General features: G+C 61.9%; 19 protein-coding genes. 5 read left to right on the top strand and 14 right to left on the bottom strand.

The window, feature by feature from the left end:
* Positions 1-7: 7 nt before the first annotated feature.
* The 9 genes from xylB to N4Q37_RS04870 all read right to left on the bottom strand — a co-directional run bounded on the left by xylB (position 8) and on the right by N4Q37_RS04870 (position 10,430).
* Positions 8-1,495 (bottom strand): xylulokinase, encoded by a 1,488-nt coding sequence (xylB, locus tag N4Q37_RS04910; RefSeq protein ID WP_260955774.1) that lies wholly within the window; start codon positions 1,493-1,495, stop codon positions 8-10.
* 89 nt (positions 1,496-1,584) lie between these two features.
* Entirely contained in the window at positions 1,585-3,066 is a 1,482-nt protein-coding gene (locus N4Q37_RS04905) for a mannitol dehydrogenase family protein (RefSeq protein WP_260955773.1), read from the bottom strand.
* Between the two features lie 15 nt (positions 3,067-3,081).
* Positions 3,082-4,185, bottom strand: a complete 1,104-nt coding sequence (locus N4Q37_RS04900) for an ABC transporter ATP-binding protein (RefSeq protein WP_260955772.1) — start codon at positions 4,183-4,185, stop codon at positions 3,082-3,084.
* Positions 4,186-4,245: 60 nt separating this feature from the next.
* On the bottom strand, positions 4,246-5,076 hold the full coding sequence (locus tag N4Q37_RS04895; RefSeq protein WP_260955771.1) for a carbohydrate ABC transporter permease: 831 nt from the start codon (positions 5,074-5,076) through the stop codon (positions 4,246-4,248).
* Between the two features lie 10 nt (positions 5,077-5,086).
* Positions 5,087-6,019, bottom strand: coding sequence for a carbohydrate ABC transporter permease (locus N4Q37_RS04890; RefSeq protein WP_260955770.1), 933 nt, complete (start codon positions 6,017-6,019; stop codon positions 5,087-5,089).
* Between the two features lie 163 nt (positions 6,020-6,182).
* Complete coding sequence (locus N4Q37_RS04885) at positions 6,183-7,493, bottom strand: ABC transporter substrate-binding protein (protein WP_260955769.1); 1,311 nt, start codon at positions 7,491-7,493, stop codon at positions 6,183-6,185.
* 210 nt (positions 7,494-7,703) lie between these two features.
* Complete coding sequence (locus N4Q37_RS04880; RefSeq protein ID WP_260955768.1) at positions 7,704-8,609, bottom strand: AraC family transcriptional regulator; 906 nt, start codon at positions 8,607-8,609, stop codon at positions 7,704-7,706.
* Positions 8,610-8,667: 58 nt separating this feature from the next.
* Positions 8,668-9,972, bottom strand: coding sequence for a glycosyltransferase (locus tag N4Q37_RS04875; RefSeq protein WP_260955767.1), 1,305 nt, complete (start codon positions 9,970-9,972; stop codon positions 8,668-8,670).
* 77 nt (positions 9,973-10,049) lie between these two features.
* Positions 10,050-10,430, bottom strand: a complete 381-nt coding sequence (locus tag N4Q37_RS04870; RefSeq protein ID WP_390897893.1) for a response regulator — start codon at positions 10,428-10,430, stop codon at positions 10,050-10,052.
* A 244-nt stretch (positions 10,431-10,674) separates the two neighbouring features.
* On the opposite strand from N4Q37_RS04870, the gene N4Q37_RS04865 reads away from it, so the two are divergent.
* The 5 genes from N4Q37_RS04865 to N4Q37_RS04845 are packed head-to-tail and all read left to right on the top strand — an operon-like array spanning position 10,675 to position 17,212.
* Positions 10,675-14,157, top strand: a complete 3,483-nt coding sequence (locus N4Q37_RS04865) for a response regulator (RefSeq protein WP_260955765.1) — start codon at positions 10,675-10,677, stop codon at positions 14,155-14,157.
* Complete coding sequence (locus tag N4Q37_RS04860; RefSeq protein ID WP_260955764.1) at positions 14,157-14,972, top strand: CheR family methyltransferase; 816 nt, start codon at positions 14,157-14,159, stop codon at positions 14,970-14,972. Before N4Q37_RS04865 ends, N4Q37_RS04860 begins: the two co-directional genes overlap by 1 nt.
* Complete coding sequence (locus tag N4Q37_RS04855) at positions 14,969-15,556, top strand: chemotaxis protein CheB (protein WP_260955763.1); 588 nt, start codon at positions 14,969-14,971, stop codon at positions 15,554-15,556. Before N4Q37_RS04860 ends, N4Q37_RS04855 begins: the two co-directional genes overlap by 4 nt.
* Before the next feature lie 5 nt (positions 15,557-15,561).
* Entirely contained in the window at positions 15,562-16,842 is a 1,281-nt protein-coding gene (locus N4Q37_RS04850) for a hybrid sensor histidine kinase/response regulator (protein WP_260955762.1), read from the top strand.
* On the top strand, positions 16,835-17,212 hold the full coding sequence (locus tag N4Q37_RS04845; RefSeq protein ID WP_260955761.1) for a response regulator: 378 nt from the start codon (positions 16,835-16,837) through the stop codon (positions 17,210-17,212). Before N4Q37_RS04850 ends, N4Q37_RS04845 begins: the two co-directional genes overlap by 8 nt.
* Before the next feature lie 15 nt (positions 17,213-17,227).
* Here N4Q37_RS04845 and N4Q37_RS04840 read toward each other — a convergent pair whose 3' ends face one another.
* The 5 genes from N4Q37_RS04840 to N4Q37_RS04820 all read right to left on the bottom strand — a co-directional run bounded on the left by N4Q37_RS04840 (position 17,228) and on the right by N4Q37_RS04820 (position 26,478).
* On the bottom strand, positions 17,228-18,892 hold the full coding sequence (locus tag N4Q37_RS04840) for a response regulator (RefSeq protein ID WP_390897892.1): 1,665 nt from the start codon (positions 18,890-18,892) through the stop codon (positions 17,228-17,230).
* A gap of 2 nt (positions 18,893-18,894) precedes the next feature.
* On the bottom strand, positions 18,895-20,397 hold the full coding sequence (locus N4Q37_RS04835) for an ATPase domain-containing protein (RefSeq protein WP_260955759.1): 1,503 nt from the start codon (positions 20,395-20,397) through the stop codon (positions 18,895-18,897).
* 166 nt (positions 20,398-20,563) lie between these two features.
* Positions 20,564-21,619 (bottom strand): tetratricopeptide repeat protein, encoded by a 1,056-nt coding sequence (locus N4Q37_RS04830; RefSeq protein ID WP_260955914.1) that lies wholly within the window; start codon positions 21,617-21,619, stop codon positions 20,564-20,566.
* Positions 21,620-21,880: 261 nt separating this feature from the next.
* Positions 21,881-23,302: an efflux transporter outer membrane subunit gene (locus tag N4Q37_RS04825; protein ID WP_260955758.1), complete on the bottom strand. Its 1,422-nt coding sequence runs from the start codon at positions 23,300-23,302 to the stop codon at positions 21,881-21,883.
* Positions 23,299-26,478, bottom strand: coding sequence for an efflux RND transporter permease subunit (locus N4Q37_RS04820; protein ID WP_260955757.1), 3,180 nt, complete (start codon positions 26,476-26,478; stop codon positions 23,299-23,301). Before N4Q37_RS04820 ends, N4Q37_RS04825 begins: the two co-directional genes overlap by 4 nt.
* Positions 26,479-26,486 lie beyond the last annotated feature (8 nt).

Here is a 26,486-nt window from a genome sequence, read left to right as displayed (position 1 = left end):
CCTGCTCTCAAAGGGTTGCGACGTGTTGTCGATAACGTTCATAAGCCTGCTGGGACGCCGCGACTTGCTTGGCGACCGGCCGGGTTTCGCTGGCCGGATCGAGTTTGACGCAGCGCGCGCACAGTTCGGCCAGGCTGTCTTGCACGCCTGAATGGCACCAGGCTGCCTGGATCGCGGCACCGAGGGCGGCCGCTTCGCTTTGTTCGGTGCAGATAACCGTGGTGTCCATGATGTCGGCGACGATCTGCCGCCACACCGGGCTCTTCGAACCGCCGCCGACCAGGCGAATGCTCTGGGCTTGCAGCCCGTTGGCCCGCAGCAGGTCCAAACCATAGCGCAAGCCGAAGGTCGTGCCCTCGACCACGGCCCGGCAGAGGTTGGCGCGGGTCATGTTGGTGCTGGTCAGGCCCAGCAGGCTGCCGGTGGCCTGGGGCAGGGCGGGCACGCGTTCGCCGTTGAGAAAAGGCAGCATGCACACGCCTTCGGCACCGATGGGCGCCTGGGTCACCAGGGCGTTGAAGGTGTCGATGTCCAGTCCCAGCAGCTCGCGGATCGCGCCGGTGGCGTTGGTCAGGTTCATGGTGCAGATCAACGGCAACCAGCCGCCGCTGGACGAGCAAAAGGTCGCGACCGACGCCTGCGGGCTGACCACGGGTTCTGCACCATAGGCGTAGACGGTGCCGGAAGAGCCGAGGCTCATGGTAATCACGCCGGGTTGGATGTTGCCGGTGCCGATGGCGCCCATCATGTTGTCGCCGCCGCCGCTGGCCACCACGGCCTCGGGGTTGATGCCCAGGTGCGCGGCAATGGCCGGCAGGATGCGTCCGACTGGCTGATGGGCCTCGATCAGGTCCGGCAGCGCCGCTTGCAAGCGTCCACTGGGGTCGATGTGTTGCAGCAGCTGCACGTCCCATTGACGGGTGCGTACGTTGAAATAGCCGGTGCCCGAGGCATCGCCGTATTCGGTGCAACGGCGACCGGTGAGCCAATGGTTGAGAAAGTCGTGGGGCAGCAGGATGCTGGCGATGCGGTTGAACACCTGCGGATGCTGTTCGCGGGTCCACAGTAGCTTGGACACGGTGTAGCCGGGGGCGATGACTACGCCCAGGCGCTCCAGGGAGCCGCTTTCGCCGCCGAGGTGGGCCAGCAGCCGTTCATTTTCCGGAGTGGTTTCGGTGTCGCACCACAGCTTGGCTGGGCGCAGGACCTCGCCCTGATCGTCGAGCAGTACCAGGCCGTGCTGCTGGCCGGAGACACCGACGCCGAGAATCGCCTGGCCATCGACTGCGGCAGCGGCCAGTGCCTGGCGGGTCGCCTGGGTGAATGCTTCGAGCCACTGCCCGGTCTCTTGCTCGCGGCAGCCGTTGGGGCCGCTGATCATGGCATGGGCGGAGGCGCCCTGACCGAGGACTTGGCCGGTGACCGCATCCAGGATGAGCGCCTTGGTGCCTTGGGTGCCGCAGTCGATGCCCAGGAACAGTTGTTGGTTTGCCATGGATATCCTCAGGTTGTCAGGTCTCGGTACAGGGTCAGGTCAACACTGCTTTTTGTGGCAAGAGGCCTTGCTCCCTCGCCATCCAAGTCTCAATTCGCGTCAGCCAATACCCGCTCCAGCGTGCGTGTGACGCCATGCTCGCGCAAGCTGTTGCAGCACCATTCGAAAGCGGCCACGAACTCCGCCGAACGGGGGATCGCGGCGCCAAAGATCTCCTCCACCTCCAGCAGCCGTTGGGTCACCAGCGCATCGTCAGCCACCAGGGCCTGGCAGAACGCCGCTCGTGGGTCCGGGATGGCATAGGCCACGCCGTTCTCGTCCACGCCTTTGAGGTACACCGCCCAGGCCGCCACGACCAGCGCCGCACGACGGGTTTCGGCGCCGTCGGCAATCAGGCGGTTGATGGTCGGCACGGTGAACTTGGGAAACTTCGACGAACCGTCCGAGCATACTCGCTCCAACTGATCGGCAATCGCCTGGTTGGAAAAACGCTCCACCAGGGTGGCCTTGTAGTCGGCCAGGTCGATGCCGGGCACCGGCGCCAGTTGCGGGGTCACATCCAGGTCCATGTAGGCCCGGATGTAACGCACGAACAGCGGATCGTTCATGGTTTCGTGGACGAAGCGATAGCCCTTGAGAAACCCCAGGTAGGTCAACGCCAGGTGGCTGCCGTTGAGCAATTTGATCTTCATCTCTTCGTAGGGCGACACATCATCGGTGAACTGCACGCCGACCTTTTCCCAGGCCGGTCGCCCGTTGACGAACTTGTCTTCGAGTACCCACTGCACGAACGGCTCGCAGACCACCGGCCAGGCGTCGTCGATGCCGTGTTCGTCGTGCAGCTGCAGGCGATGGGCGACGCTGGTCATGGGGGTGATGCGGTCGACCATGGCGTTGGGGAAGCTGACGTTGCGCTCGATCCATTGCCCCAATTCGGTGTCGCGCAACGTGGCGAAGGCCAGCAGGGCCTTGCGGGTCACGGCACCGTTGTGGGGCAGGTTATCGCAGGACATCAGGGTGAACGCCGGGATACCGGCGGCGCGTCGCTTGTCCAGGGCGGCGCAGAGGAAACCGAACACGGTTTTCGGCGCGTCCGGGTGGGCCAGGTCGTGCTGGACCTGGGGCAGGTGGGCCATGAATTCGCCGTTGCTGTCGTCGATGCAATAACCGCCCTCGGTGATGGTCAGCGAGACGATGCGGATCTGTGGGTCGGACAATTTGTCGATCAGCGCCTGGGCGCCGTCCTCGGCCAGCAGCATGTCGGTGACGGCGCCAATCACGCGCACTTCAGTGTCATCGGTGTCGCCCAATTCAAACAGGGTGAACAGGTAGTCCTGGCCGGCCAGATCGTCGCGGGCGCGACGGTCTTCGGCGCGCAGGCCCACGCCGCAAATGGCCCAATCCAGGCCTTCGCCGGTGTTCATCAGAGCATCGGTGTAATAGGCCTGGTGCGCCCGGTGGAAACCGCCGACGCCGATGTGGGCGATGCCCTGGCGGATGTCGCTCAACGGGTAGGCGGGCAGGGCGACTTCAGGCTTGAGGTTGTGCAGGTTCTGTCGGTTGAGTTTCATTGCAGGTCTCGGCAATCAGGCGGCGGCGCGTAGCGCGCGGGTCACCGCGACGCCCTCGGCATCGAATAAATGGCAGTGTCCAGGGTCCAGGTGCAGGGCCAACTGCTCGCCGAAACGGCTCGCCAGGTCGCCGCGCACCCGCATGGTCAGGGCTTCGCCGGAAGCCGTGGTGACGTGGCAGAAGGTGTCGCTGCCCAGTCGCTCGCTGACGTCGGCGGTGACTTGCAGGGTGCAATCGCCCGGTTGCGCCAGGTTCAGATGCTCCGGGCGAATCCCCAGGGTCACCAGCGCGCCGACGCCCAGGCTGGCACCGCTCAATGGCAGGCTGATACGGGTGCCGGCGTCCAGCAGGATTTCACACCCCTGGCTGTCCAGGCCTGCTACCTTGCCCTTGAGAAAACCCATTTTCGGCGTGCCCAGGAAACCGGCGACAAACAGGTTGGCCGGTTGGTGATACAGCTCCAGCGGCGAACCAACCTGTTCAATGCGCCCGCCGTTGAGCACCACTACTTTGTCGGCCAGGGTCATGGCTTCCACCTGGTCGTGGGTCACGTAGATCATGGTTGCTTGCAGTTCCTTGTGCAGCCGCGCCAGCTCCAGGCGCATCTGCACCCGCAGGGCGGCATCGAGGTTGGACAAGGGTTCGTCGAACAGGAAGATTTTCGGGTTACGCACGATCGCCCGGCCAATCGCCACGCGCTGGCGCTGGCCGCCGGACAGTTGCTTGGGCTTGCGTTCGAGCATCGGCCCCAGCTCCAGGATCCGCGCCGCTTCGTTGACCTTTTTTTCGACCTCGGCCTTGGGCACGCCGGCCAGGTCCAGGGCGAAGGACATGTTCTTGCGCACGCTCATGTGCGGGTACAGGGCGTAGGTCTGGAACACCATCGCCAGGTCGCGCTTGGCCGGGCTGACTTCGGTGATGTCGCGACCGTCCAGTTCGAGGGTGCCGCCGCTGACGTCTTCAAGGCCGGCGATCAGCCGCAGCAGGGTGGACTTACCGCAGCCCGACGGGCCGACGAAGACCACGAATTCCTTGTCATTCACCTCCAGGTCGATGCCCTTGATGATGGAAAAGCCTTCGAAGCCTTTTTGCAGATTCCTGATTTTCAGGTTGGCCATGGGGAGCCTCCGAGTGTTCTTGTTTGATTGAGCCTTGCGAGCGTCATTGTGGGAGCGGATTCATTTCACGGCACCGAACGACAAACCGCGCACCAGTTGCTTCTGGCTGATCCAGCCAAAGATCAGGATCGGCGCGCAGGCCAGGGTCGAGACGGCCGACAGCTTGGCCCAGAACAACCCTTCGGGACTGGAGTACGAAGCGATCAATGCGGTCAGCGGCGCGGCTTTGGACGAGGTGAGGTTCAGCGACCAGAAGGCCTCGTTCCAGCACAGGATCAGCGACAGCAGCACGGTGGAGGCCAGGCCGCCCTTGGCGATTGGCAGCAGCACGCGAACCATTTCCTGCCACAGGGTGGCGCCGTCCAGGCGCGCGGCTTCGAGGATGTCGCGGGGGATGTCCTTGAAGTAGGTGTAGATCATCCAGACCACGATCGGCAGGTTGATCAGGGTGTAGATCACGATCAACGCGATGCGCGTATCCAGGAGGTCGAACTGCTTGGCCAGCAGGTAGATCGGCATCAGCACGCCCACCGGAGGCAGCATCTTGGTGGAGAGCATCCACAGCAACGTGCCCTTGGTGCGCTGGGTTTCGTAGAACGCCATGGAGTAGGCCGCCGGCACCGCGATCAGCAGGCACAGGAGCGTGGCGCTGAAGGAAATCACCACCGAGTTCCAGGCGAAGCTGAAATAGTCGCTGCGCTCGTTGATGTGCAGGTAGTTCTCCAGCGTTGGCGTGAAGATGAACTGTGGCGGCGTGGCGAAGGCGTCGATCTCGGTCTTGAAGCTGGTCAGCACCATCCAGAAGATCGGGAAGAAGATCAGGATCGCAATGGCCCAGGCCAGCGTACCCAAGAGCAGGCTTTGCAGCTTGCGCGATTGTTGAAGCGTCATGGTGGCGACCTCAGGGCTTGTCGGTGAGGTTTTTGCCAATCATCCGGACCAGGATGATGGCGGCGATGTTGGCAATGACCACGGCGATCAAGCCACCGGCCGACGCCATGCCGACGTCGAACTGCACCAGCGCCTGGTTGTAGATCAGGTAGGCGAGGTTGGTCGAGGCATAGCCGGGGCCACCGTTGGTGGTGGTGAAGATCTCGGCGAACACCGACAACAGGAAAATCGTTTCGATCATCACCACCACGGCAATCGGCCGGGCCAGGTGCGGCAAGGTCAGGTGCCAGAAAATCGCGACGGGGCCGGCACCGTCCAGGCGCGCCGCTTCTTTCTGTTCCTGGTCGAGGGACTGCATGGCCGTCATCAGGATCAGGATCGCGAAGGGCAGCCATTGCCAGCTCACGATGACGATGATCGACAGCAGCGGGTAATGGGCCAGCCAGTCCACCGGTTGCGCACCGAACAGCTTCCACACCGCCGCGAGGATTCCCGAGACCGGGTGGAAAATCAGGTTTTTCCAGATCAGCGCCCCCACCGTCGGCATGATGAAGAACGGCGAGATCAACAGCACCCGGACAAGGCCGCGGCCAAAAAACTCACTGGCCTCCAGCAGTGCGCTGATCAGCACGCCGAACACGATACTGATCAGCAACACACTGCCCACCAGCAGCAGGGTGTTGGTGGCCCCGGGCATGAACCCGGAGTCGGTCAGGAAATAAGTGAAGTTCTCCAACCCCACGAATTCGTTTTCGCCGGGGTAGAGCAGGTTGTAGCGGATCATCGAAAAATAGACGGTCATGCCCAGCGGTACGATCATCCACAGCAGCAACAAGGCTACCGAAGGGCTGACCAGGAACCAGCCGGGGTTGGCCAGGCGAATCTTGCGAACCGGTTGGGTCAGCTCGATAGGTGCCTTGGCGGCGGTCGTTGAACTATTCATGAGTGCTTACTCTTATGCGACGCATTCCCTGTGGCGAGGGGGCTTGCTCCCGCTGGACCGCGTAGCTGTCCTATGCCGATAGACAATCCTTTTGATTGCCAGGGCGGGCTTCTCCCACCAGCGGGAGCAAGCTCCCTCGCCACGAATGGATGTCTGCCAGCCTTTACTTGGGATACCCGGCGCGCTTCATCTCGCGTTCGGTGGTCTGTTGGGCGGCGGTCAGGGCCTGGTCGACGCTGGACTGGCCGATCAGGGCGGCGGAGAACAGCTTGCCAACCTGGGTGCCCACGGCCTGGAATTCAGGAATGGTCACCAGTTGGATACCGATGTAGGGCACCGGCTTGAGGGTCGGCTTGCTCGGGTCGGCGGCCTTGAGCGACTCCAGGGTCACCTTGGCGAACGGTGCGGCCTTCATGTAGGCCTCGCTGTAGGTCGAGGCCCGCGTGCCCGGCGGTACGTTGGCGATGCCATCTTTCTCGGCGACCAGGGCGGCGTATTCCTTGGAGGTGGCCCAGGTGCTGAAGGTCTTCGCCGCTTCCTTGGCCTTGGAACTGGTCGGGATCGCCAGCGCCCACGAATACAACCATGCCGAGCCTTTGTCGGTGACCTGGGTTGGCGCGTAGGTGAAGCCTACGTGGTCGCTGACCTTGCTTTGGCTCTTGTCGGTGACGAACGAGCCGGCAACGCTGGCATCCACCCAGATGGCGCACTTGCCACTGTTGAACAGCGCCAGGTTCTCGTTGAAGCCGTTGCTCGACGCCCCGGGTGGGCCGGATTTCTTCATGGTATCGACGTAGAAACTCAGCGCGTTTTTCCACTCGGGGCCGCTGAACTGCGGTTTCCATTGCTCATCGAACCAGCGCGCGCCGTAGGCGTTGGCCAGGGTGGTAATCAAGGCCATGTTCTCGCCCCAACCGGCCTTGCCTCGCAGGCAGATGCCGTACTGCTCCTGCTCGGGCTTGCTGAGCTTGGCGGCGAATTCGCCGATCTGTTCCCAGGTCGGTCGTTCCGGCATGGTCAGGCCGGCGTCCTTGAACAGGTCGGTGCGGTAATAGGTCATCGAACTTTCGGCATAGAACGGCAGCGCGTAGAGCGAGCCCTTCACGGACAGGCCTTCGCGTACCGACGGAAAGATGTCGTCGAGGGCATAACTGGCCGGCAGGTCCTTCATCGGCTCCAGCCAGCCCTTGGCCCCCCAGAGTGCGGCTTCGTACATGCCGATGGTCAATACGTCGAACTGCCCGCCCTGGGTGGCGATGTCGGTGGTCAAGCGTTGGCGCAGGACGTTTTCTTCGAGCACCACCCAGTTCAGCTTGATGTCCGGATGCTCGCTCTCGAAGGTTTTCGAGAGTTTCTGCATGCGGATCATGTCGCTGTTGTTGACGGTGGCGATCGTGAGGGTCTGTGCGCCGAGACTGACGCCGCTGAAGGTCATGCAAGTAGAGACAAGCAGAGCTTTTACCGAAGGTTGCATCGCGCACTCCTTTTCTGCGCCATTGGCAACAGAAGGACAGTTATTGTTTTTGTGTCTTCCGGATGAGAGGAAGAATGTGCGCTGATTACAGCCTTCAATGGGCGGCGAGACAAATCATCCGTCGCACTTTGGCTGATACTTTTTTGCACTGGATTTGGTTCTTGCGGCTGAGACCCCCTTCTGTGGCAAGGAGGGAGCCTGCAAGGGTTTTCAGCCCAGGTTCTGTTCGGTCAACCGTTGCACCGCCAGCCGCCGGTAATGCGAGGGGGTCATGCCCTTGAGTTGTTGGAAGCGGCGGTTGAAGTTGGAAATGTTGTTGAAACCGGATTCGAAACACACGTCCGTCACGGGCTTGTCGCCATCGGCCAGCAGTTCGCAGGATTTGCTGATGCGCAGGCGATTGACGAATTCGATGAAACAGCGACCGGTGGCTTGCTTGAATACCCGGCTGAAGTAGGTGGGTTTCATCCCTAAGTGTTCAGCGACTTCTTCCAGGGGCAATTCCCGGGCGTAGTGGGCAAAGATATAGTCCACCGCGCGGTTGGTGCGGTCGATGCTGTGTTCGTCGGCCATTTGCGGAGCAGTGGCCCCGGACAGCAGTTGATAGTCATCGGTGGCCGCCAAAAGCTCCATCAGGATGAAGAAGTACCCAAGACGGCTCATGCCCTGGGAGTCGGCGATGCGCTGCATCAGGATCATGGCCTGGCGGATGGTGCGCTTGCAGCGAAACTCGATGCCATGCCGGGCGCGTTCGAGCAAGGGGCCGACTGTCTTGAGCTCGGCAAACACCTGATGGCCGCTCTCGAACAACTCGTCGGTGAAGTTCACCAGCATGTCGCGCTTGGGCACCACTTCATCCTCGCTCACCTGGCTGATCCAGTTATGGGGCAGGTTGGGGCCGGTGAGGAACAATGATTGCGGACAGAAGTTGCCAATGTAATCACCAATGAACACCTTGCCGGAACTGGCGGTGATCAGGTGCAGCTCGTATTCCTTGTGGAAGTGCCAGCGCACCAGGGGGCAGGGGAAACCGTGCTGGCGATAGATGATGGACAGCCCGTTATGGTCGTCCATCAGCTCGTAGGAAGGGTCGGTGACTCTGGCTGTTCGGGTCATGCTGACGCCTTTTTTGTTGTTATCGCCGCTGGATAATGCCCCCTTCGTCAGGCAGGTGTCACCCCGGATCAACCTGGACGTTGCGGTTTTTTTCTTCGATCCACTGGGCCATGTACTGGGTGCTTTTGTGCTGGTGATGACGCAGCATGCTACCGGTGAAATTGTCCCGGCGTCGTTGCGCCAGGTTCGCGCGGCAGGCCTCGATGCGCTCGATCAGCGCCGGGCCATGCAGTTCCCGGCGGTATCGGTGGGCCAGGGCGAGGCCGGCGTCCCGGGCCTGGGTCCAGCACGTCGGGTCGCTGTACAACTGCACCGCCGCGCTAGCCAGGCCTTCGGCGCTCTGTGCAATGGCGCCGGGCCAGGGCATGCCGGCGTCCATGGCTTCGGCACCGATGGGCGTGGTCACGCTCGGCGTGCCGCAGAGCATCGCGTCGATCAGCTTGCCCTTGATCCCGGCGCCGAAGCGCAGCGGGGCCAGGCAGATGCGTGCCGCCGACATGACCTGCAAGGCATCCTCGGCCCAGTTCATGATGTGAAAGCCTTGGGCGCGATTGTGCAGCGCGGCGGCCTTGGGTGGGGTGTAGGCGCCGTACAGGTGCAATTGCGCCTCCGGCAACTGCCGGCGGATCAGCGGCCAAACGGCATTTTTCATCCAGAGCACGGCGTCCCAGTTCGGTGCATGGCGAAAGTTGCCAATGCTCAGGAAATGCACCCGGTCTTCGAAAGGGACGAAAGGTTCGCTCGGCAGATCGAGCATCAGCGGACACCAGAGCAGCAGGTTGCGCGGTACGTTGAAGTGCTCCACCAACAGTTCGATTTCAACCTCGGAGACCATCAGGTTCAGGTCGCAACGGTACAGCGCGGCGACTTCCCGCTTGGCCAGGTCGGTGTCGGCCATCCACTGGAATTCCACGTCCAGCCCAGGGCTGAAGAAGTCGGTGAAATCCTCGGACCCATCGTCGGCCTTCAGGCGTTCCTTCAAGCGCTGGTGCCGGGCGTGGCGCAGGCTTTGCAGGTCAGAGGTTTCCAGTACGCGCAGCGCATCGGGACAGTGCTTTTCGACCCGCCAACCGAATTGCTCTTCCATCATGAACTGGTCGAACAGCACGATATCCGGGGCCAGTTCCTGGATAAATGCATCGAAACTGCTGTTATTGAGTTCGATCGGCACCTCGTGGATGCCCAGGGCGACCAGGTCGGCGCGGGTTTCCCCGGGACGCGCCGGGCTGCTGAAGGTGATGTCCCAGCCTTGTCCGAGAAAAGCTTCCAGCAGCTGCATGACGTGCCCGCCGGCAGCCGATGAGCGTGGCTCGGGCCAGACATAGCCGATGACCAGGACCTTGGTGGCGGTGGGATGACGCATGGGCGGGCACTTCCTTGGGGCGAATCAGGCGCGGTCGACGCGCGGGGCGCCGATAGTGACCAAGAATACGTCCCGGCTCAAGAAAGAATGCTGCGGACCTTGTCGCGCAATTGATCGATGGAAAAGGGTTTGCCAATCACTTCCATGCCATCCGGGACGTCGATGCTTTCGGCATAGCCACTGGCAAACAGGACGGCCAGCGCCGGGCGTGCCAGGCGCGCCTGCCTGGCCAGCTCGCGACCGTCCATCACCGGCAGGCCGACATCCGTCATCATCAAGGCAATGGGTTGTTCTTCGTCGCGCAGGTACGTCAGTGCCTGCTCACAACCATTCGCCTCCAACACTTGGTATTCCAGCTCCTCCAGCACATCGACGATCAACATCCGTACGATGTCGTCATCCTCGACTACCAGAATGGTGGGTGGAGTGGCTGAAGCGGGGGTGGGCATAGTCGGCATACTCGCAGGTGGTTCGGGAAGGGGGAAAAACAGCCTTATACATGAGTAAGTCGCGAGCTCGCACAAGTTCCCGGGCTTGTACAAGAAAGGATCTATAGTACAAGAGCTGACAAGGATAAGTCGCTTCCTCACCGTAGGGCAGAGTTCCGTCGGATTGACGCCGCCGCCTTGTCAGAAATGTGGATCCAACCGACGTTTTTCGGGCACACTCCACGGATTTCAACTGTTCACCAAGGCCCTATCCATGACTCCTTCGTCTTCGGTTGACGAGCACAGTTTCCGCAAACTCCTGAGCCGCAACATTGCCCTGCCGCTGGGTATGGGGGCGCTCAGCGCGGTGTTTTTCATCATCCTGATCACGTATCTGTTGTCGGTGATTCAATGGGTCGGGCATACCGACAGGGTGATCAATAATGCCAACGAAGCGCTCAAGTTGAGCGTAGACCTGGAAACCGGCATGCGCGGCTTCCTTTTGACTGGTGACGAGCATTTCCTCGACCCCTACGAGGTCGCCAAGCCGCGGATCGCCGTTGCGCTGGATACATTGCTGGAATTGACAGCCGACAATCCTGTCCAGACGGATCGCCTGCACAAGATCCAAGCGCTCCAGACGGAGTGGGCCAACTACGCCCAGGGCATGATCGACCTGCAACGCAGCACGGGTGATTACCGGAGCGTAGTGAAAGCAGGGCGTGGCAAGCGCCTGACCGATGAAATCCGCAAGACCTTCGAAGACATCGTCGAGACCGAGCAGCATTTGCACGCGGCCCGCAACGAGGAAGTGCGCAACACGACGATCTGGAGCATTGCGTTGTACCTGCTGTTTGTCGCCGCGATCAGCGGGTTGCTGGCCTATGTCGGTCGCCGGGATTTGTTGCACCTGTCCAAGAGCTACAGCGCCAACCTTAAAATCCAGCAGCAGAGCGCCTTGCACCTGGAGAAGCAGGCGTGGTTGCGCAATGGCCAGACGCTGCTGGCTGAACAAGTCCTGGGACAGTTGTCCTTGAACGTATTGGGACGCAACATCCTGCAGTTTTGCGCGCAATACCTGGACGTCGTTGTCGCGGCGATTTATGTGCGCGAAGAAAACGGAGCGCTCAAGCGTGTCGCCACCTACGGCTTGTCCCGGGAGGACGACGAACAACAGCAGGTGATCGTCGACGGTGAAGGCATCGCTGGCCAGGCGGCGCAGCAAGGCCGGCTGATCCGCCTGGATGACGTCCCCGACGACTACCTGAAAGTCAGCTCCGGGTTGGGCCAGGGCCTGCCCAACAGTGTGGTGGTGGTGCCCATCCGCGACGACGACCGGGTCAACGGTGTCATCGAGTTGGGTTTCCTGCGGCCACTGACCGAGCGCGACATCGAGCTACTGGAGCGAATCGCCGGAAATATCGGCGTCTCCATCGAGGCCGCCCGCTATCGTCAGCGCTTGCAGGAAGTATTGGCGCAAACCCAGCAGTTGAACGAAGAGCTGCAAGTCCAGCAGGAAGAGCTCAAGACCGCCAACGAAGAGCTGGAAGAACAGTCGCGCATCCTCAAGGAGTCCCAGGTTCACCTGGAAACCCAGCAACTGGAACTGGAACAGACCAACGAGCAGTTGGCGCAGCAACGTGACGCCGTCGACCGCAAGAACAGCGAGCTGAACCTGGCCCAGGTCCAGTTGCAGGAGCGCGCCGAAGAGTTGCAGCGTTCGAGCAAGTACAAGTCCGAATTCCTCGCCAACATGTCCCATGAACTGCGCACGCCGCTCAACAGTTCGCTGATCCTGTCCAAGCTGCTGGCGGAAAACCCGCAGAACAACCTCAACGAGGAACAGGTCAAGTTCGCCGAGTCGATCTATAGCGCCGGTAATGATCTGTTGAACCTGATCAATGACATCCTCGACATCTCCAAGGTCGAGGCCGGCAAGTTGGAAGTGCGTCCGGAAAGTACCAGCGTGCCGCGCCTGGTGGATGGACTGCGGGACCTGTTCATGCCACTGGCGGCCGAAAAGGGCCTGGGTTTCGAGACGCAGCTGCTACCCGATGCGCCATCCACGCTCTATACCGATCGCCAGCGGCTGGAGCAGGTGATCAAGAACCTGTTGTCCAACGCCGTGAAGTTCACCGAGCACGGCACTGTCCGGTTGTCGGTGGCCGGCCAGCCGGGCTCGGGCGTCGCCTTCATGATCAGCGATTCGGGGATTGGCATTGCCGCCGATCAGCAGCAAAGCATCTTCGAGGCCTTCCGCCAGGCCGACGGCACCACCAACCGCCGCTACGGAGGCACCGGACTGGGGCTGTCGATTTCACGCGACCTGGCGACGTTGCTCGGCGGTTCGATTTCGGTTTCCAGCGAGCCCGGACAGGGCAGTGTGTTTACGCTGGTGTTGCCGGAGCGCTATGTCGAGCCCGGGGAGCGTCCCGCGGAGCCGATGACGTTCATTCCGACTGAGACCACGCCGGCCCCGGTGACGCCCAAGCCTGCGCCGGCGTCCCTGGCCGCCGAGGTGGATATCCCGGTTGCGCGGTTTGCCGATGACCGGGACGAGGCGCCGTTCAGTAATCGCTGCATCCTGGTGATCGAAGATGAAGCGGAGTTCGCCCGGATTCTTTTCGACCTGGCCCATGAACTGGGTTACCGCTGCCTGGTGGCCCATGGCGCCGACGAAGGTTTTGACCTGGCGATGTTACTGAGCCCCGACGCGATCCTGCTGGACATGCGCCTGCCGGACCATTCCGGACTGACCGTGCTGCAACGGCTCAAGGAACAGCCCGAAACCCGGCATATCCCGGTGCATGTGATTTCCGTCGAGGACCGCGCCGAGGCGGCGTTGCACATGGGGGCCATCGGTTACGCGGTCAAGCCGACCACCCGCGAGGAGCTCAAGGATGTGTTCGCCCGGCTGGAAGCCAAGCTGACCCAGAAGGTCAAGCGGGTGCTGCTGGTGGAAGACGATGACTTGCAACGCGACAGCATTACCCGACTGATCGGCGATGATGATATCGAGATCACCGCCGTTGGCCTGGCCCAGCAGGCGCTGGAATTACTGCAGACGAATGTCTACGACTGCATGATCATCGACCTCAAGCTACCGGACATGCTCGGCAATGACCTGCTCAAGCGCATGTCCAACGAGGAAATCTGTTCGTTCCCGCCGGTGATCATCTACACCGGGCGCAACCTGACCCGCGATGAAGAAGCCGAGCTGCGCAAGTATTCGCGCTCGATCATCATCAAGGGCGCCCGTTCGCCAGAGCGCCTGTTGGACGAAGTCACACTTTTTCTGCACAAAGTCGAGTCGCGGTTGTCCCATGAACGGCAGCGGATGCTCAAGACCGCCCGCAGCCGCGACAAGGTTTTCGAGGGGCGCAAGGTGCTGTTGGTGGACGACGATGTGCGCAACATCTTCGCCCTGACCAGTGCCCTGGAGGCGAAAGGCGCGATCGTGGTCATTGGCCGCAACGGCTATGAAGCCATCGACCGCCTCAATGAAATGGACGACATCGACCTGGTGCTGATGGACGTGATGATGCCGGAAATGGACGGTTTCGAAGCCACGACGCAGATCCGTAAAGACCCGCGCTGGCGCAAGTTGCCCATCATCGCGGTGACGGCCAAGGCCATGAAGGATGACCAGGAGCGCTGCCTGGCGGCGGGCTCCAACGATTACCTGGCCAAGCCGATCGACCTGGATCGTCTGTTTTCGCTGATTCGCGTGTGGTTGCCGAATATGGAAAGAATTTAGTGGAACGTTATACCGACATTGAACTTCGTTTGTTGATCGAAGCGATTTACCTCAAGTACAGCTACGACTTTCGGGATTACTCCGGTGCTTCCATCAAGCGCCGGGTCGAACATGCACTGGCCCAGTTCGAATGCAAGACCATCTCGGCCCTGCAAGAGCGCGTGCTGCACGATCCCGGCGCGTTCATGCAATTGCTGCAGCTGCTGACGATTCCTGTCAGCGAAATGTTCCGCGACCCGTCGCATTTCCTGGCGATTCGCGAGGAAGTGGTGCCGCTGCTCAAGACCTACCCCTCGCTCAAGATCTGGATCGCCGGATGCAGTACCGGGGAAGAGGTCTATTCCATGGCCATTCTGTTACGCGAAGAAGGCCTGCTCGACCGTACGCTCATCTATGCCACTGACATCAACCCGCGTTCGCTGGAGAAAGCCAAGCAGGGCATTTTTTCCCTCGAAAGCGTGCGGGCCTACACTCAAAATTACCAGCAGGCCGGAGGGCGGCGGTCGTTTGCCGATTACTACACCGCCGCCTACGATTACGCGATGTTCGACAAGACCTTGTGTGAAAACGTGACCTTTGCCGATCACAGTCTTGCGACCGACAGCGTCTTTTCAGAAACCCAGTTAATCTCCTGTCGTAACGTGGTGATTTATTTCAATAAAAATCTACAGGACCGAGCATTCGGATTGTTCCACGAGTCCCTTTGCCACCGGGGTTTCCTGGTCCTGGGCAGCAAGGAAACCTTGGATTTCTCGGCCTATGGCAAGCAATTCGAGCCGTTGGTCAAACAGGAACGGATCTACCGCAAGCTATGAACCAGACGACTGACGAACCTGCGTCGCGAATCGAGGCCATTGTCGTGGGCGCCTCTGCCGGTGGCGTTGAAGCCTTGCTCAAGGTTTTCGGACAACTGCCCAGGGGCTTTGGCTTGCCGGTCCTGGTGGTGCTGCATTTGCCTGACGAGCGTAACAGCCAGATGGCCGAGGTCTTCGGGCGCCGTCTCGCCATGCCGGTGGAAGAAGCCCGGGACAAGCAGGACATTTGCCCGGGCACCTTGTACGTTGCGACACCCGGCTATCATTTGTCGGTCGAGGCCGACCGGAGCCTGTCGTTGAGCCTGGAAGAACCGGTGCACCATTCGCGACCCTCCATCGATGTGCTATTCGAGTCGGCCGTCGATGTCTACGGGCCCAACCTGCTGGCGGTGGTGCTGACCGGTGCCAACGGTGACGGCGCCCAAGGCCTGGCCAAGGTCAGGGCGCAGGGCGGTATTACCGTGGTCCAGGACCCCCGCGAAGCCCAGGTGGCGACCATGCCCGAAGCGGCGCTGGCGTTGCACCAGCCCGACCATATCCTCACTCTGCAAGAGATCGGCCAGTTGCTGGCCGGGCTGGAATGAACCCAATGCCAAAGGACAGTCGAGTCAAACTGCTGATCGTCGATGATCTGCCGGAAAATCTGTTGGCCCTGGAGGCGTTGATCATGGGTGACGACCGCGAAGTCTTCTCTGCCTTGTCGGCAGACGACGCGTTGTCGCTGTTGCTGCAACACGATTTTGCCCTGGCCATCATCGACGTGCAGATGCCGGACATGAACGGGTTCGAGCTGGCCGAGCTGATGCGTGGTACGGAAAAGACCCGCAGCGTCCCGATCATTTTTGTCAGCGCGGCAGGTCGCGAGCGCAATTACGCCTTCACCGGTTATGAAAACGGCGCAGTGGATTTCCTGCAGAAGCCGTTGGACAACCATGCGGTCAAGAGCAAGGTCAGCGTCTTCGTCGAACTCTATCGCCAGCGCAAGGCGGTCAAGGAGCAAGTGGTGGCCCTTGAGCGCAGTCGTCGCGAACAGCAGGTCTTGTTGCAGCAGTTGGAGGCCACTCGCAGCGAGCTGGAGCAGGCCGTGCGGATGCGCGATGACTTCATGTCCGTTGTTGCCCACGAGGTCCGTACTCCGCTCAATGGGCTGATCCTGGAGACGCAATTGCGCAAGATGCACTTGGCCCGGGATAACGCCGCCGCCTTCAGCATGGACAAGGTGCGGGCGATGGTCGAGCGCGACGAGCGGCAGATCAAGAGCCTGATCCGGCTGATCGAGGACATGCTGGATGTCTCGCGGATCCGCACCGGCAAGCTGTCCATCCGTCCGAGCCGCTTCAACCTGACGGCCTTGGTGGCCAACCTGTTGCGTAATTTCCAGCCGCAGATCACCGCCGCCGAATGCAGCGTGACCTACACCGCCGATCCTTCGGTTGAAGGGCTCTGGGATGAGTTCCGGATCGAGCAGGTGGTGTCGAACCTGCTGACCAACGCCCTGCGCTATGGCGGCAAGGGCCCCATCGACGTGCGGATCTACAAGACGCCCGAGCATGCCTGCATCGAGGTCCAGGACCGGGGCATCGGTATCAGCGAAGAAAACCAGAAGCGTATCTTCCAGCAGTTCGAGCGGGTATCGTCCAAAGCCGCCACGTCCGGATTGGGCCTGGGTTTGTTCATCTCCGAGCAGATCGTGACCGCCCATGGCGGGACCATCACGGTCGACAGCCGGCTGAACGAAGGGGCACTGTTTTGTGTTTGCCTGCCTTTTCAGAAAACAGCGATTCACAAAACCGTCGAACTGACGCAACCTCTGAGTGACCCCACGGTCGTATCAGCAGCTATTGATCGAACAAAGGCTTCTCATGAGTGAAGATGCGCAAGATGTTGTACTGATCGTCGAGGATGATCCATCGATCCTGATGGTATTGTCGGCCTACTTGTCAGGTGAGGGGTATCGGGTACTGCAGGCGGAGAACGGTGAACAAGCTTTCGAGATCCTGGCGAGCAAGCCTCATCTGGACATGATGATCACCGATTTCCGACTGCCGGGAGGCATTTCCGGGGTGCAGATCGCCGAACCTGCGGTCAGGTTGCGTCCGGACCTCAAGGTCATCTTCATCAGCGGCTATGCCCAGGAAGTGCGCGAGACCGACAGCCCCATCACGCGCAAGGCGCCGATCCTGGACAAACCGTTCGATCTGGATGAACTCCAGGGCATCATGCAGTCGATGCTGTCGTAGGTACTCCTGCAAAGCCTACGTCCTGATCATCTCCCGCACCTTGGCCGTCAACAGTTCGAACGTGAACGGCTTGGTGATCATCTGCATGCCCGGGTCAAGGAAGCCGCCGCGAACCGCGGCGTGCTCGGCATAACCGGTGATGAACAGGACCCGCAGATCGGGGCGCAGCTGCCGGCCGATTTCCGCCAATTGCCGACCGTTCATGCCCGGCAGCCCTACGTCGCTGACCATCAGGTCGATGCGTCGCTTCGACTGGAGGATCGGCAGTGCGCCATCGGCGTCGCCCGCTTCGAGGAAGGCATAGCCCAGCTCGCCCAGTACCGTGCTGACCAGCACCCGCACCGCCGGATCGTCTTCGACAATCAATACCGTCTCGCCCGCTTGCGCATGTGGCATGTGCTGGGTGTCGATCACCGGTTCGCTCACGGGCTCGCCGATGAAACGCGGCAGGTACAGGTTGACGGTGGTGCCGCGGTTGACTTCGCTGTCCATGGTCACATGGCCGTGGGATTGCTTGCTGAAGCCGTAGATCATCGACAGACCCAGGCCGGTGCCCTGGCCAATCGGCTTGGTGGTGAAAAACGGGTCGAACGCGCGGTGGACGATGGCCTCCGGCATGCCGCAACCGGTGTCCTGCACACTCAAGGCCACATAGTCACCGGGCTTCAGGTTGCTGTAGGCGTCGGTAAAGTCGGCATCCAGGTGTTGATTGGAGGTGCGTATCACCAACGTGCCGCCGTCCGGCATTGCGTCCCGGGCATTGAGCACCAGGTTGAGCAGGGCGCTTTCCAGTTGGTTGGGGTCGGCTTCGGCGATCCACAGCTGATCGTCCAGTTGCATGTCCAGGCGGATACTTTCGTTGAGACTGCGCTGCAACAGCTCGCCCATGGACAACACCAGGGTGTTCATCTGCACGGCCTTGGAGTCCAGCGACTGCCGGCGGGAAAAGGCCAGCAAGCGGTGGGTCAGCCCGGCGGCACGGTTCGCCGAGGTCACGCCCAGGTCGATCAGGCTGTCCAGGTCTTCGGTACGGCCCCGGGCCAGGCGCCGGCGTAACAATTCGAGGCTGCCAATGATCCCGGTGAGCATGTTGTTGAAGTCATGGGCAATGCCGCCGGTAAGCTGGCCGACCGCTTCCATTTTCTGCGATTGGCGCAAGGCCTCTTCGTTGTGGCGCAATTGGGCGGTGCGCTCCTGCACCTGTTGCTCGAGTGTCTCGAGGATGGTTTGCAGGCGCTGTTCGCTGTTACTGAGGTCAATCAGGCGATCCCGGGCTTCGTATTGCCGGCGGCGTCCACGCAGGGCGGTGGTCACCAGGCTGACCAGGGTCACCGGGTGAAAGGGACGTTCCAGGAACGTGACGTTGCCCAGTTGCGCCCCCAGGCGAGCCTCCGGGGTCTGCTCGGGGCCGCCGTGGTGAGTCAGCAGGACAATGGGCAGGTCGGACCAGGCCGGCTGTTGTTCGATCAGCTGGAGCAGGACCTCCAGGCCCGGCCCCAACAGGGCTTCGGAAGCAATCACCAGCAGGCCGGCACCTTGTTCCAGCTCGTCGCACAGGTGTCCCAGGTGCTGACAGATCAAGCCGGGGAAGCCGGCTTCTTCCAGTATCATCAGCGCGATCTGGCTATCCCGTCCCAGCGGTGCGAGGATCAGCGCCCGCTCGGAGCGGGACTCGCTCATGGTCACTGCGACGCTTCCTCGAGCAGCGGGTTGCTCTCTCCCAAGTAGGTCGGTACGCCACGCAACACACCCTGGAACGCGTCCAGCGGCTCGCCGATGGTGAGGCCCTGGCCGCTGATGCGGTATTCGCGAATCGTCGATTCATGGCTGCCGGTGCGTTTCTTGATGATCGAGATCGCCCGGCGAACCTTGCCCAGCGCTTCGAAGTAACGCAGCAGCACCACCGTGTCGGCCAGGTAGGTGATATCCACCGGGGCCTTCATGTCGCCGACCAGGCCATGTTGGGCGACGGTCATGAAGGTCGCCGCACCCTTGCGGTTGAGGTAGAGCAGCAGCTCGTGCATGTGCAGCACCAGCGAATTTTCTTCCGGCATGGCGGCCTGGTAACCGTTGATGCTATCAATCACCACGGTCTTGATGTCGCCTTCGTCGACGCAGCGGCGCACGCGATGGGAGAACTCGCCGGGAGACAGCTCGGCAGCGTCCACCTGTTCGATCCACAAGTTGCCGGTCTCTTGCAGCGCTGGCAGGTCTATGCCCATGTTTTTCATGCGCTCGAACAGCAGGCCCAACTCTTCATCGAAAATGAACAATGCGGCCTTCTCGCCACGGGACACCGCGGCCGCGGCGAACAGCATCGCGACCAGCGACTTGCCGGTGCCCGCCGGCCCGAGGATCAGCGTGCTGGAGCCGGTCTCGATGCCGCCGCCCAGCAGGGCGTCCATGCCGGCGAGGCCACTGGATAACTGCTGGCGCAAGTACGCACCGCGGTGCTCGGCGGCCACCAGGCGCGGAAATACATGTACGCCGTCGGCCATGATGGTGAAATCGTGGAAGCCGCCGCGATACTTCTGCCCGCGGTATTTGATCACCCGCACGCGCCGCCGCTCGGCGCCGTAGTCGGGGGTCAGTTCTTCCAGGCGGATCACGCCATGGGCGACGCTGTGCACGGTCTTGTCCAGGGACTCGCTGGTCAAGTCGTCCAGCAGCAGGACGGTGGCGTCATAACGCACGAAGTAATGCTTGATGGCGAGGATCTGGCGGCGATAACGCAGCGAACTCTGGGCGAGCAGGCGGATCTCGGACAGGCTGTCGAGCACCACGCGGGTCGGCCTGACGCGCTCGACCACCTCGAAGATCTGCCGGGTCGCTTCTCCCAATTCCAGGTCCGAGGAATACAAAAGGCTCTGCTGGTGTTCGACATTGAGCAGGCTATCGGGCGGGGTCAGTTCGAAGATGTGCACATAGTCATCGAGCGTCCAGCCGTGGGACGCCGCCCCCTGGCGTAGCTCGCGCTCGGTTTCCGAGAGCGTGATGTACAACGAACGCTCGCCGGCCTGGGCGCCGGCCAGCAGGAACTGCAACGCGACCGTGGTCTTGCCGGTCCCGGGTTCGCCTTCGAGCAGGAACACATGTCCGCGGGACAGGCCACCGCAAAGGATATCGTCCAGCCCTTCGACACCAGTGGCGGCTTTTGCACTGATCAACTCATTAGACGTAGACAAAAATAGCCCTCTTGTGACGGGGGAAGTGGGCAGCAGGCTGCTGTACGCGCCTGAAAAAACAACTGCCTGAACACCTTGACCCCTGGCGGCGGCGACGGTTCCGCCTGCGTTGCCAAAACGCGCGCCGATGCACGTCCTGCGTCGCGCATCCGACATGGGCGGGCGCCTACAGGCCCTGTTGCAGCACCGGGTCGTCGGGGTTGAGTTGTTCGAGCTTGGCCAGCAGGATCTGTACATTCTGCAACTGTCCGGTCTCCTTCCAGTAGTTGATCAGGGTCACCCTTGCCTTGCGGTCGGCCGGGTAGCGCTGGACGATTTCTTCCAGCTGTCTTTGTGCCGCCTCCAGTTCCTGTTCGGCATGCAGGGTGGTCGCCAGGTCATAGCGGTAATGCCGGTTTTGCGGCTCCAGCTCCACGGCCTTGGCCAGACCGAGCACCGCATATTCACCCTGGCCATGCTGCAACAACCACATCCCCAGGGCATGTTGCAGATAAGCCGAGTCTGGCTGGGTTTGCAATTGGCGGGCGAGTAATTGTCGTGCGGCGTCGCCCTGGCCCTGTTTATCCAGTACTTCGATCTGCATCACCAGCGCCGGCAAGTTGCCCGGTTGCAGGCGCAGCGCCTGATCCAATGCCTGCTGGGCTTTTTTCAGCTCGGCGTTGTGCAGGTGCAGGCGGGCGAGCTGGTAGAAGATGTCGGCGCTTGGCGGGCTGTCTTCGAGCACCTGCTCCCAGGTGTCGATCGCCAGTTGCATCGCCCCGAAGTACAAGCCCAGGTCATCGGGGGACAAGCCCAGCAATGCATTCACGGCGGCGAAGCGTACCGTCTGGTCATCGTCATCGAGCAGCGGTCCCAACAGCAGGCTGCGCTGGCCTGTCGGCACCAGCCCGACGATGCTGCCAATGGCGGCTCGACGCACGTCCGGCGATGCGCTGTGCAGGTCGGCATCTGCCAGTTTCAGGGCCTGCGGGCTTGGGTAGTTGGGCAGTTCGGCGTGCAGCCACACACGGCGCTTGGGCGACAGGTCCGGACGCCCCAGTTGTTGGTAAAGCATCCGTGCCGCACCAGGCTGGCCGTTGCGTGCCTGCTCCAGGGCTTCGCTGTAGCCGCGCTTGATCGCCTCGGGAATCTGCGGGGTCGTGCTGCGCAGCCATACCGCGACAAGACCGAGCACCAACAGGACGAACAGGCTGAGCAGCAGATAGCGGCGAGACGAGGGCATGCAGGTAATCCATAACCAGAAGCGTGAGTTGTCGCAAGCTTCGGCCAGGCGGGCGCCTGAGTCAAACCTTGTGAACATTTCACGCCGCTCCTGCGGGAACGATCGTACCTTGACCCCAAAACGCTTAAGCCTAATCCCTCGCCACAGGAGAAAGTAGTGTTCTGACTGCACCGCAGACAAAAAAGCCCCGCGTCCAATGGGGCGCGGGGCAAACAATTGGTTGGTTGCGCCAACCAAAGGAACGCGGTTGGGAAGGGTGGGTCAGTTGCTGGCGACGGTTTCCGGCTGCCAGCCACCGCCGAGGGCCTTGTAGATCGCGACGATGCCACGGTACAGGTCCACTTCGGCCTGGGCCTGGGCGTCTTCGGCGGCCAGGCGTTCACGCTGGGCGTCGAGCAGCACCAGGAAGTCCACGGTGCCTTCGCGGTAGCGAATCTCGGCCAGGTCAGCGGCGGCGCGGCTCGATTCGCTCTGGCGGATCAGCGAGATCAGGCGCTGCTGGCGCTTGCCGTAGTCGCTGAAGGCATTTTCCGATTCTTCCAGGGCCAGCAACACTTGCTGTTCATAGGTCGCCAGGGCACCGTCCGCCTCGGCATTCGCGCCGCGCAGGCGGGCCCGTACGCTGCCCAGGTCGAAGGCGGCCCAGGTGATGCTCGGGCCCAGCGCCCAGGCGTTGGCCGCCGAGGAGCCGATCTGCGAACCCCGTCCGGCGGTGAAACCAAGGAAACCGCTGAGGCTGACGCGCGGGAACAGGTCGGCCTTGGCCACGCCGATGCGTGCCGTGGCGGCGGCCAACTGGCGTTCGGCACTGAGAATGTCCGGGCGACGTTGCAGCAGTTCACCCGGATCGCCGATCGGCAGCGCCTTGGCAATCGCTGGCAACTGCTTGGGACTCAGGTCCACGCTCAGTTTGTCCGGGCGCTCGCCCAGCAAGGTGGCGATGCGGTTGCGCTGGCGCACCTGCTCGGCCTGCAATTGCGGGACGCTGGCTTCCACCGCCGCCAGGCGGGCATCGGCGCGCACCACGTCGAGCTGATCGCCAACACCGGCATCGCGCAGGCTTTCGGTGATCTTGCGCGAGTCCTGCTGGTTCTGAAGGTTCGCCAGGGCGATCTTTTCCCGCAGTTGGGCGCCGCGCAGTTGACCGTAGGCATCCACCAGTTCGGCGATCATCGTCACCTGCAATTGGTAGAGGTCGGCTTCGGCCGCCTGCTGATCGGCGTCGGTGGCTTCCAGGTTGCGCCGGATGCGGCCGAACAGGTCCACCTCCCAGGCCATGTCCAGGCCCAGGTCGTAGCGCTCGGTGTTGACCCGGTCGGTGGTCTGCCCGGGAATCTGGCTTTTGCCCAGGTTGCTGCTGGCGCGACTGGTGATGGTCGGCATGACGTCATTGCTGGCGTCATCGCGAATCGCCCGGGCCGCCCGCAAGCGGGCGAAGGCGACGCGCAATTCACGGTTGCCGTCCAGGGAACGGGTGACCAGTGCGTTGAGGGTCGGGTCGTCGAACTGCTGCCACCAGACGCCTTCGAAGCGGGCCCGGTCGAAGTTCTTCTGGCCGGCGGCGCCGTCGGTGGCGGTGGTGATGTTCGCCGCCTCCGTTTGCGGTGCCTTGTAGTCCGGGCCCACGGCGCAAGCACTCAAGGCCAGCACCAGCAAGCTCGGCACGAACGCTTTCAAACTCATTGTTGCGCCTCCAGTTTCAAGGCCCGGGCCGCTTTGCGGGCCTCGCTGCGCTCGACGAAGTTACGGATCAGTACGTAGAACACCGGGGTCAGCAGCAGGCCGAAGAAGGTCACGCCGAGCATCCCGGAGAACACCGCGACACCCATGGCATGGCGCATTTCCGCACCGGCGCCGCTGGAGAACACCAGGGGCACTACGCCCATGATGAAGGCCACGGAGGTCATCAGGATCGGCCGCAGACGCAGTCGGCACGCTTCCAGCACCGCCGCCAGCGGGCTCAGGCCTTCCAGCTGTTTATCCTTGGCGAACTCGACGATCAGAATCGCGTTCTTGCAGGCAAGCCCCACCAGTACGATCAAGCCGATCTGGGTGAAGATGTTGTTGTCGCTGCCGGAGAGAATCACCCCGGTGATGGCCGACAACAGGGTCATCGGTACGATCAGGATCACCGCCAGTGGCAGGCTCCAGCTTTCGTATTGCGCCGCGAGCACCAGGAACGCCAGCAGTACGCAGAGTGGGAACACGAACAAGGCGGTGTTACCCGAGAGGATCTGCTGGTACGTCAGGTCGGTCCACTCGTAGGTCATGCCGTTGGGCAATTCTTCCTTGAGCAGTTTCTCGATGGCTTTCTCGGCCTGGCCGGAGCTGTAGCCGGGTGCGGCGGCACCGTTGATCTCAGCGGTGATGAAGCCGTTGTAGTGCATCACACGATCAGGCCCGGAGGTGTCGCTGACCTTGATGAAGGTCGCCAGCGGGATCATCTCGCCACGGTTATTGCGCACCTTGAGCTGGCCGATCTGGTCCGCCTCGAGACGGAACTGCTGTTCGGCCTGGACGTTGACCTGGTAAGTACGGCTGAAACGGTTGAAGTCGTTGGCATACAGCGAACCCAGGTAGATCTGCAGGGTGTCGAAGATGTCGCTGACGGCCACGCCGTGGGTCTTGGCTTTCTCGCGGTCGATGGCGGCATCGACCTGGGGCACGTTCACGGTGTAGCTGGTGAACAGGCCGGCTAGTTCCGGCACGCTGCGGCTCTTGGCGATGACGTTCATGGTTTCTTTGTACAACTCGTCGTAGCCCAGGTTGCCGCGGTCTTCGATTTGCAGGCGGAAACCACCGATCGTCCCCAGGCCCTGTACCGGCGGCGGTGGGAAAATCGCCATGTAGGCTTCCTGGATGCCCGCGAACTGGCCGTTCAACGCGCCGGCGATGGCACCGGCCGACTGGCTCGGGTCCTTGCGCTCGTCGAAGGGCTTGAGGGTCACGAACACGATGCCGGCGTTCGGGCTGTTGGTGAAACCGTTGATCGACAGGCCCGGGAACGCCACCGCGCTCTGAACGCCCGGTTGCTTGAGTGCCAGGTCGGACATGCGCTTGATCACGTCTTCGGTGCGGTCCAGGCTCGCGGCATCCGGCAGTTGGGCGAAGGCCACCAGGTACTGTTTGTCCTGGCCGGGTACGAAACCGGTCGGGGTGTTGGAGAAGCCGAAGAACGTCAACACCATCAGGCCGGCATAGACGAACAGGGCGATGCCGCTGCTGCGGATCACGCGGCCTACCGCCCCCACATAGTTGTGGCTGGCACGGTCGAAGAAGCGGTTGAACGGACGGAACAGCCAGCCACCGAGGAGTTTGTCCAGGACCTTGGAGAAACGGTCCTTGGGCGCGTCGTGGCTCTTGAGCAATACCGCGGCCAGGGCCGGCGACAGGGTCAGGGAGTTGAATGCCGAGATCACGGTGGAAATGGCAATGGTCAACGCGAACTGCTTATAGAACTGCCCGGTCAAGCCACTGATGAACGCCGCCGGCACGAAGACCGCGCACAGCACCAGTGCGGTGGCGATGATCGGGCCGGTTACTTCGCTCATGGCGCGCTTGGTGGCTTCCACGGGGGTGAGCCCGAGGCCGATGTTACGCTCGACGTTCTCCACCACCACAATGGCGTCGTCCACCACGATACCGATGGCCAGTACCAGGCCGAACAACGAGAGGGCGTTGAGCGAGAAACCGAACAGGTGCATCACGGCGAACGTACCGATCAGCGAGACAGGTACCGCAACCAGCGGAATGATCGAGGCGCGCCAGGTCTGCAGGAACAGGATCACCACCAGCACCACGAGGATCAGTGCTTCGAACAGGGTGTGGACCACCGCCTCAATGGAGCCGCGTACGAAGATCGTCGGGTCATAGACGATGCTGTAGTCCATCCCGGCCGGGAAGTTTTTCTTCAATTCGTCCATTTTGGCGTGGACATCATTGGAGATCTGGATGGCGTTGGAGCCTGGACGCTGGAAGATCGGGATCGCCACCGCCGGCTGGTTGTCCAGCAGCGAGCGGAGGGCGTATTGGCTGGAGCCCAGCTCGACCCGCGCAATGTCTTTCAGGCGGGTGATCTCGCCGTTCTGGCCGGCGCGAATGATGATGTTCTCGAACTCTTCCTCGTCCACCAGGCGACCCTGGGTGTTGATCGACAGCTGGAAAGCCTGGGCATTGGGGGCCGGCGGCGCGCCCAGGGCACCGGCGGCGACCTGGCGGTTCTGCTCACGGATCGCGGTGACCACGTCGGTGGCGGTCAGGTTGCGCGAAGCGGTCTTGTTCGGGTCCAGCCAGACCCGCAGGGAGTAGTCGCCCATGCCGAACAGTTGCACGTCTCCCACACCGCCCAGACGCGCCAGCTCATCCTTGATGTTGAGCAGGGCGTAGTTGGACAGATAGAGCATGTCGTAGCGTTTGTCCGGCGAGGTCAAGTGCACAACCATGGTCAGGTCGGGCGAAGCCTTGTCCACCGTGATGCCGATCCGGGTCACTTCCTCGGGCAGCTTGGGCTCCGTCCGGGTGACACGGTTCTGCACCTGCACCTGGGCGTTATCCAGGTCGGTGCCCAGGGCGAAGGTGATGGTCAGGGTGATCTTGCCGTCGGCGGTGGATTGCGAGGACATGTACAGCATGTTCTCGACACCGGTGATGGCCTGCTCCAGGGGCGCGGCCACGGTTTCGCCGATGACCTTGGGGTTGGCGCCCGGGAAGTTGGCGCGCACGACCACGGTCGGTGGCACGACTTCCGGGTATTCGCTGATCGGTAGCTGAAACAGCGAGATGGCGCCGGCGATCAGGATCAGCAGCGAAAGCACCGCTGCGAAGATCGGCCGTGAAATGAAGAACTGGGAAAATTTCATCTTGGATT

Origin of the sequence: Pseudomonas citri (assembly GCF_025336485.1) — a bacterium.
Taxonomy (GTDB): domain Bacteria; phylum Pseudomonadota; class Gammaproteobacteria; order Pseudomonadales; family Pseudomonadaceae; genus Aquipseudomonas; species Aquipseudomonas citri.
The sequence above is the reverse complement of the archived record's forward strand: the minus strand, read 5'-3'. Positions and strand labels throughout refer to the sequence as shown.